Consider the following 6021-nt stretch of genomic DNA (forward strand, 5'->3'; position numbering starts at 1 on the left):
AACGACGTCGTTCTGGCGACCAAGGCCAATGCGCGCATTGGTGCCGGTCCGAACGATGTCGGCCTGTCGCGCATCCACATCATGGATGCACTGGAGAGCAGCCTCAAGCGGCTGAAGACCGACCATATCGATCTCTACCAGATCCACCGCTGGGACCCGCTGACGCCGATCGAGGAAACGCTCGGCGCGCTCGACGACGCGGTGCGACAGGGCAAGCTGCGCTATATCGGCGCCTCCAACCTGGCGGCCTGGCAGCTGATGAAGGCGCTGGGCGCCTCCGCGCAGGAGGGGCTTGCCCGCTTCGTCTCCGTGCAGGCCTATTACTCGCTCGCCGGTCGCGGCGTCGAGGATGAACTGGCGCCGGCGATGCGCGACCAGGGGCTTGGCATGCTGTGCTGGAGCCCGCTGGCGGGCGGGTTGCTATCGGGCAAGGTGACCCGCGAGGGTGCTGCCGCCGATTCCCGTCGCGGTCGTCGTGGCGCCGCCAATCAGTTCCCGCCGGTCGACGAGGACCGGGTGTTCGACATCATCGACGTGCTTCGTGGCACCGCCGACAAGCGCAATGCCACGCCCGCGCAGGTGGCGCTGGCCTGGCTGTTGTCGCGGCCGGTGGTCGACAGCGTCATCGTCGGCGCCAAGCGGGTCGACCAGCTGACCGACAATATCGGCGCCGTCGACGTCGCGCTCGACGCAGAGGATCTCGCCGCGCTCGATGCGGTCAGTGCCGAGGCGCCGCGCTATCCGAACTGGGTCTTGACCTATAACGCGGCGAGCCGTTTCCCGAAGGATCATCCGGTCGCCGGGCCGAGCTGGGTCGGCGGCGAAACACCGCTGCGCGCCGAATAGGGAGAACCCGCCATGCCGAAGACGATGCGCGCCTGGCAGCTCGACAGGCTGGGCGGAAAACTCGAACTCGTCGAACGCCCCGTGCCCGAGCCGCACGCGGGCAGCGCCCTGATCGAGATCGAGGCGGTGATCCTGCCGTCCTATCTGCAGGATTACGTCGAGGGTAAGCTCCCCACCTATATCGCGCCGGACCGCCCCTTCACGCCGGGCAGCAATGCCGTCGGGCGGGTGGCGGCCATCGGGCGCGACGTGTGGCATATGAAACCTGGCCAGCGCGTGCTGCTGTCTTCGCATTTTACCGCCGGCGAGAATGTCGCCGATCCGGCGCAGGCCTTGCTCGGCATCACCTCGTTCGGCGGGTCGAGTTCAGCCATGCAGGCCGACTGGCCGGACGGCACGCTGGCCGACTACGCGCTGTGGCCGGTCTCGGCGGTAACGGTGGCGGAAGGGCTCGATTCCGTGCCGGCCGACATCCTGGCCTCTGCCGCGCGCTTCGCCGTGCCCTATGGCGGGCTCAAGCGGGGAAGGCTCGCGGCGGGAGAAACGGTCGTGATCTCTGGAGCAACAGGCGCTTATGGCAGCGCGGCGGCGCTGGTCGCGCTGGCACTGGGTGCCGGACGGGTTGTCGCCACCGGCCGCAATGCATCCGCGCTGGCCGCGCTTGCAGAGGTCGCTGGCCCCAGAGTGCGCACCGTGGTGCTCAGCGGCGGCGTGAAGACCGACGCATCCGCCCCGCGCGATGCCGCTGACGGCCCGATCGCGCTGGCCTTCGACATGGTCGGCCAAGCTGGCGATCCGTCAGCCACGCTGGCGGCGCTCGAAAGCCTTTCGCGCAACGGGCGGCTGGTGCTGATGGGTTCGATGACGGTACCGCTGCCGATCAACTACCTTCAGGTCATGAGCATGGGGTTGGAGATCATCGGCAACTTCATGTATCCGCGCACCGCGCTCGCCGACCTATTCGCGCTCGCCCGCGCCGGGTTACTGGACCTGTCCGCGATCCAGTCCCAGTCCTTCCCGCTGGACGCACTGACGGAGGCGATGGCAGCCGCGCGTGTTGCGGGCAACATCAATTCTGTCGTCGTACACTCCAGATCAGCGTGAAGATTGATGCAATCCGCATACACGGCACCCCGGACAAACAGCACCGAACCATCGGCGCTGATCGAGAACTGAGTCGAAAGTATCCGAGGTGGGTCAACGACGACTATTCCACCAATGCCCGCCGAAACCTGAACGTCGGCAAACGGCAATGTTTAGCCGAGGAGAAAGGATTACCGGCTCGCTTCGCGAGGCCGCTTGTCGGCGCTCGAAAACCGGAACCGCCAGCGCCTCGGTGCGAACCGGAGGGTTCTCATCACCTCCCCCGCCTCGCGCTTTATGCCGGACATGAAAAAGCCGGCTACTCGAGCCGGCTGGTTCAGAATTCGTGGCGGAGGGGGAGGGATTGCTGGCGCTTGTCGGCGCTCGAAAACCAAAATCACGAGCGCCTCGGTGCGAACCGGAGGGTTCTCATCACCCCCCCGCCTCGCGCTTTATGCCAGACATGAAAAAGCCGGCTACTCGAGCCGGCTGATTCAGAATTCGTGGCGGAGGGGGAGGGATTCGAACCCTCGAAGCCTTTCGACTTACACACTTTCCAGGCGTGCTCCTTCGACCACTCGGACACCCCTCCACATTGTCGTCCTTCCCGTGGCGGCCTTGCCGCTGCGTTCAGAACGGCGCACATAGTAACGAGCTAAACCCGTGATAGCAAGCCGTTTTTCCTTTTCCGACGACCTTTTACGATCTCTCCGCAACGGAGAGCTCGGCGCTAGCGCCACCGCTCCAGATACGCCTCCGGGTCACGCACCGGCGCATCAGGGTAGCGCCCGCCGACCTGGCCAAGGTAGAGATAGCCGATCAGCTCTTCATGCTCGCCGAGACCGAGGCCGCGCCAGACTGTCCTGTCATGGGCGTAGGTGCCGGTGCGCCACATCGCCCCCAGCCCTTGCGCGAAAGCCGCGTAGAGCATGGCATGGGCCGCACAGCCGGCCGAGATGAGCTGCTCGACTGGCGGCACCTTGGGAAGATCCGGGGTGATGCGCGCGATCACGGCAATGATCATCGGCGCCCGCTTGGGTTTCTTGCGGGCGGCGTCGAGGCTGCCGTCATCGATATGCGGGTTGGCCTGATAATCGGATCGGGCGAACAGCTCACCCAGCCGATCGAGCCCCTCGCCGCTGATCTCGATGAAGCGGTACGGCGTCATTTCCTTGTGGTCCGGCGCCCGCAGTGCAGCACGGTAGATGGCGTCGAGCCGCTCGGCGGTTGGTGCCGGCGCGGCCAGCTTGCCCATCGAGCGACGCTGGTGCAGTAGCGTCATGGCATCCATGTCTGACTCCTCTGAGACATCGGTGGTGAAACGCGGCGGATCGCCCGACTCTACGTCAAAAGCGCTACTGCCGCAGCAGCCGCGCCGGCAGCTCCGGCGTCCAACCCGGCGTGGCCCGCCACGGGTTGATGTCGAGCCCGCCGCGGCGCACGTAACGCGCCATCACCAGCAGCTCCTGCGGGCGGCAGCGCTCCATCAGGTCGACGAAGATGTGCTCGACGCAGTGCTCGTGAAAATCCTGATGCTGGCGATAGGAGACGAGATAGCGCAGCACCGCAGCCCGGTCGAGTCGCGGGCCACGATAGGCGATCAGCACACTGCCCCAGTCCGGCTGACCGGTGACCGGGCAGTTGGACTTGAGCAGATGCGAATGCAGCGTCTCCTCGACGATATCGATCTCGTCGCAGGCCAGCAGGCCCGGCGCCGGCGTGTAGCGATCGATGACGACATCGAGATCGTCGATGCACTCACCCGGCAGCGGCGCCGCCGCGAGCGCGGCGTCGTCGACACCGAACAGCTCGACGGTGACCGGGGCACCGGCCGCGGCGCTCAAGTCCCGTTGCAGCAGCTCGATCACCGCGTCGCGCCCGGCGAACGTGGTCTGGTTGAAGCCGTTGAGGTAGAGCTTCCAGGATTTGGATTCGATCAGGCAGGGCGAATCCGCCGGCAGCCGGAAGCGCGCCACCGCGACCACCGGCTTGCCGCGCGGGTCGAGCCAGGAGAGTTCGAAGGCCCACCACTCGTCGCCACCGACGAACGGCAGTGACGACGCCTCGATCCCCAGCGGCGCCCGGTTGGCGGCACGTTCGATGGGGAACAGCAGCGACGCATCGTAGCGGTCGGGATAGGCGGAGTCGCGACCCAGCGGCGCCTCGGCGAGGGTCTCCGGACGCGGTGTGCTCATGACCGAATCCCCTTGCCGCGGTTGAGCATCCACAGCGCCAGACACCAGAACGCCACGATGAAGGCGGCGATGGCGATCAGCGCCCCGCTCACCGGAATGTCGGAGATGCCGAGGATGCCGTAGCGGAAGGCGTTAACCATATAGAGGATCGGGTTGATCATGGTCACCTTCTGCCAGAACTCCGGCAGCAGGTCGATCGAGTAGAACACGCCGCCCAGGTAGGTCAGCGGGGTGAGCACGAAGATCGGAATGATCGAGATATCGTCGAACTTCTTGGCCAGCAGCGCATTGATGAAGCCGCCGATCGAAAACAGCAACGCGGTCATCACCACCACCATCAGGGTCAGGAACGGATGGTGCAGGTCCAGATGGGTGAAGAACAGCGATACCACCGTCACGATCAGACCGACGCCGAGCCCACGCGCCGCGCCACCGATGACGAAGCCGGCCAGGATGACCCAGTTGGGCATCGGCGAGACCATCATCTCCTCCACGCTGCGCTGGAACTTGTTGGAGAAGAACGATGACGCCACGTTGGAGTAGCTGTTGGTGATCACCGACATCATGATCAGGCCGGGCACGATGTAGGACATGTAGGAGATGCCGTGCATCTCGCCCACGCGGGAACCGATCAGGTTGCCGAAGATGATGAAGTACATCGTCATGGTGATGGAGGGAGGCACCAGCGTCTGCGGCCAGATCCGCACGAAGCGGCGAACCTCCTTCACCACCATGGTCCAGAGCGAAATCAGCAGTTGCCGGGTATTCAAGACGCCGTCTCCTTGGCCTGGGCGGATGTTTCGGATGGACCGTCGATGCCTGTCGTGGCATCCGGCTGCGAGGTCATCGAGACGAACAGCTCTTCCAGACGGTTGGCGCGATTACGCATCGACAGCACCCGCACGCCCTGAGCGGTCAGTTGCTGGAAAGCATCGTTGAGATCGGTGCCCTTGCGCACGGAGAGCGCCAGCTGGTGCGAATCGACCCGCTCGGCATCGAAGCCCTCGATCCTGGGGGCGACGTCCAGCGGCTCGGCAAGATCGAGCAGGAAGGTCTCGGTATCCAGTTCGGTCAGCAGGCCTCGCATCGAGGTGTTCTTGATGATCTCGCCCCGGTTGATGATGGCGATATTGCGGCACAGGCTCTCGGCTTCCTCGAGATAGTGCGTGGTCAGGATGATCGAGGTGCCCTCCTCCTCGTTGATCCGGCGCATGTACTCCCACATGCTGCGACGCAGCTCGATATCCACCCCGGCGGTGGGTTCGTCGAGAATCAGCAGGCGCGGCCGGTGGATCAACGCTCGCGCGATCATCAGACGACGTTTCATGCCGCCCGAGAGCATACGGGCGGAGCCGTTGCGCTTGTCCCACAGGCCGAGGTCCTTCAGCAACCGGTCGCAACGCGGTCGGGCCTCCTTCATCGGCATGCCATAGTAGCCCGCCTGGGTCATGACAATATCTTCGACCTTCTCGAACTGGCTGAAGTTGAACTCCTGCGGCACCACGCCAAGCGCGTACTTCGCCTTGGCAAAATCCTGGTCGATGTCGATGCCGAATATCTTCACCTGCCCCGCCGTCTTCTGGACCAGCGAACAGACGATGCCGAGCGTGGTGGACTTGCCCGCGCCGTTGGGGCCGAGCAGTGCAAAGAAATCGCCCTGAGCGACATCGAGATCGATGCCCTTCAGGGCCTCAAAACCATTACCGTAGACTTTGGTCAGTCCGCGGATGGACAGTGCCGGTTCTGCCATCAGGGATTCCTGCCGTATGTGATAGATCGGGATTCACGAAAATCGTGTGAGACTGAAGTGCCAAGCAATATGGGGGCGATTCATCGCGCTTCAATCTTTAGCAGACGAATCAACCATGCTGCGTCAGCGATCATCCGATAACCGCCG

Annotated in this window: 6 protein-coding genes and 1 tRNA gene; 2 read left to right on the forward strand and 5 right to left on the reverse strand. The window is 64.4% G+C overall.

What is annotated here, in order from left to right:
• Both AC3AYF_RS17170 and AC3AYF_RS17175 read left to right on the forward strand, forming a co-directional pair.
• Window positions 1-846 (forward strand): aldo/keto reductase (locus AC3AYF_RS17170; protein ID WP_487780075.1); only part of this gene is annotated, 846 nt, incomplete at its 5' end.
• Window positions 847-858: 12 nt separating this feature from the next.
• Complete coding sequence (locus tag AC3AYF_RS17175; protein WP_295040922.1) at window positions 859-1950, forward strand: zinc-binding dehydrogenase; 1092 nt, start codon at window positions 859-861, stop codon at window positions 1948-1950.
• A gap of 483 nt (window positions 1951-2433) precedes the next feature.
• Here the strand turns inward: AC3AYF_RS17175 and AC3AYF_RS17180 are convergent.
• From AC3AYF_RS17180 to AC3AYF_RS17200, 5 genes are all read right to left on the reverse strand, one after another.
• Window positions 2434-2521 (reverse strand) — tRNA-Ser (locus AC3AYF_RS17180).
• 138 nt (window positions 2522-2659) lie between these two features.
• Window positions 2660-3220 (reverse strand): nitroreductase family protein, encoded by a 561-nt coding sequence (locus AC3AYF_RS17185; protein ID WP_295040920.1) that lies wholly within the window; start codon window positions 3218-3220, stop codon window positions 2660-2662.
• Between the two features lie 64 nt (window positions 3221-3284).
• Complete coding sequence (gene queF, locus AC3AYF_RS17190; RefSeq protein ID WP_295040918.1) at window positions 3285-4124, reverse strand: NADPH-dependent 7-cyano-7-deazaguanine reductase QueF; 840 nt, start codon at window positions 4122-4124, stop codon at window positions 3285-3287.
• Window positions 4121-4894: an ABC transporter permease gene (locus AC3AYF_RS17195; RefSeq protein WP_110600815.1), complete on the reverse strand. Its 774-nt coding sequence runs from the start codon at window positions 4892-4894 to the stop codon at window positions 4121-4123. Before AC3AYF_RS17195 ends, queF begins: the two co-directional genes overlap by 4 nt.
• Window positions 4891-5874: an ABC transporter ATP-binding protein gene (locus AC3AYF_RS17200; RefSeq protein ID WP_295040915.1), complete on the reverse strand. Its 984-nt coding sequence runs from the start codon at window positions 5872-5874 to the stop codon at window positions 4891-4893. Before AC3AYF_RS17200 ends, AC3AYF_RS17195 begins: the two co-directional genes overlap by 4 nt.
• Window positions 5875-6021: the final 147 nt, after the last annotated feature.

It is taken from the genome of Salinicola sp. (assembly GCF_982684285.1).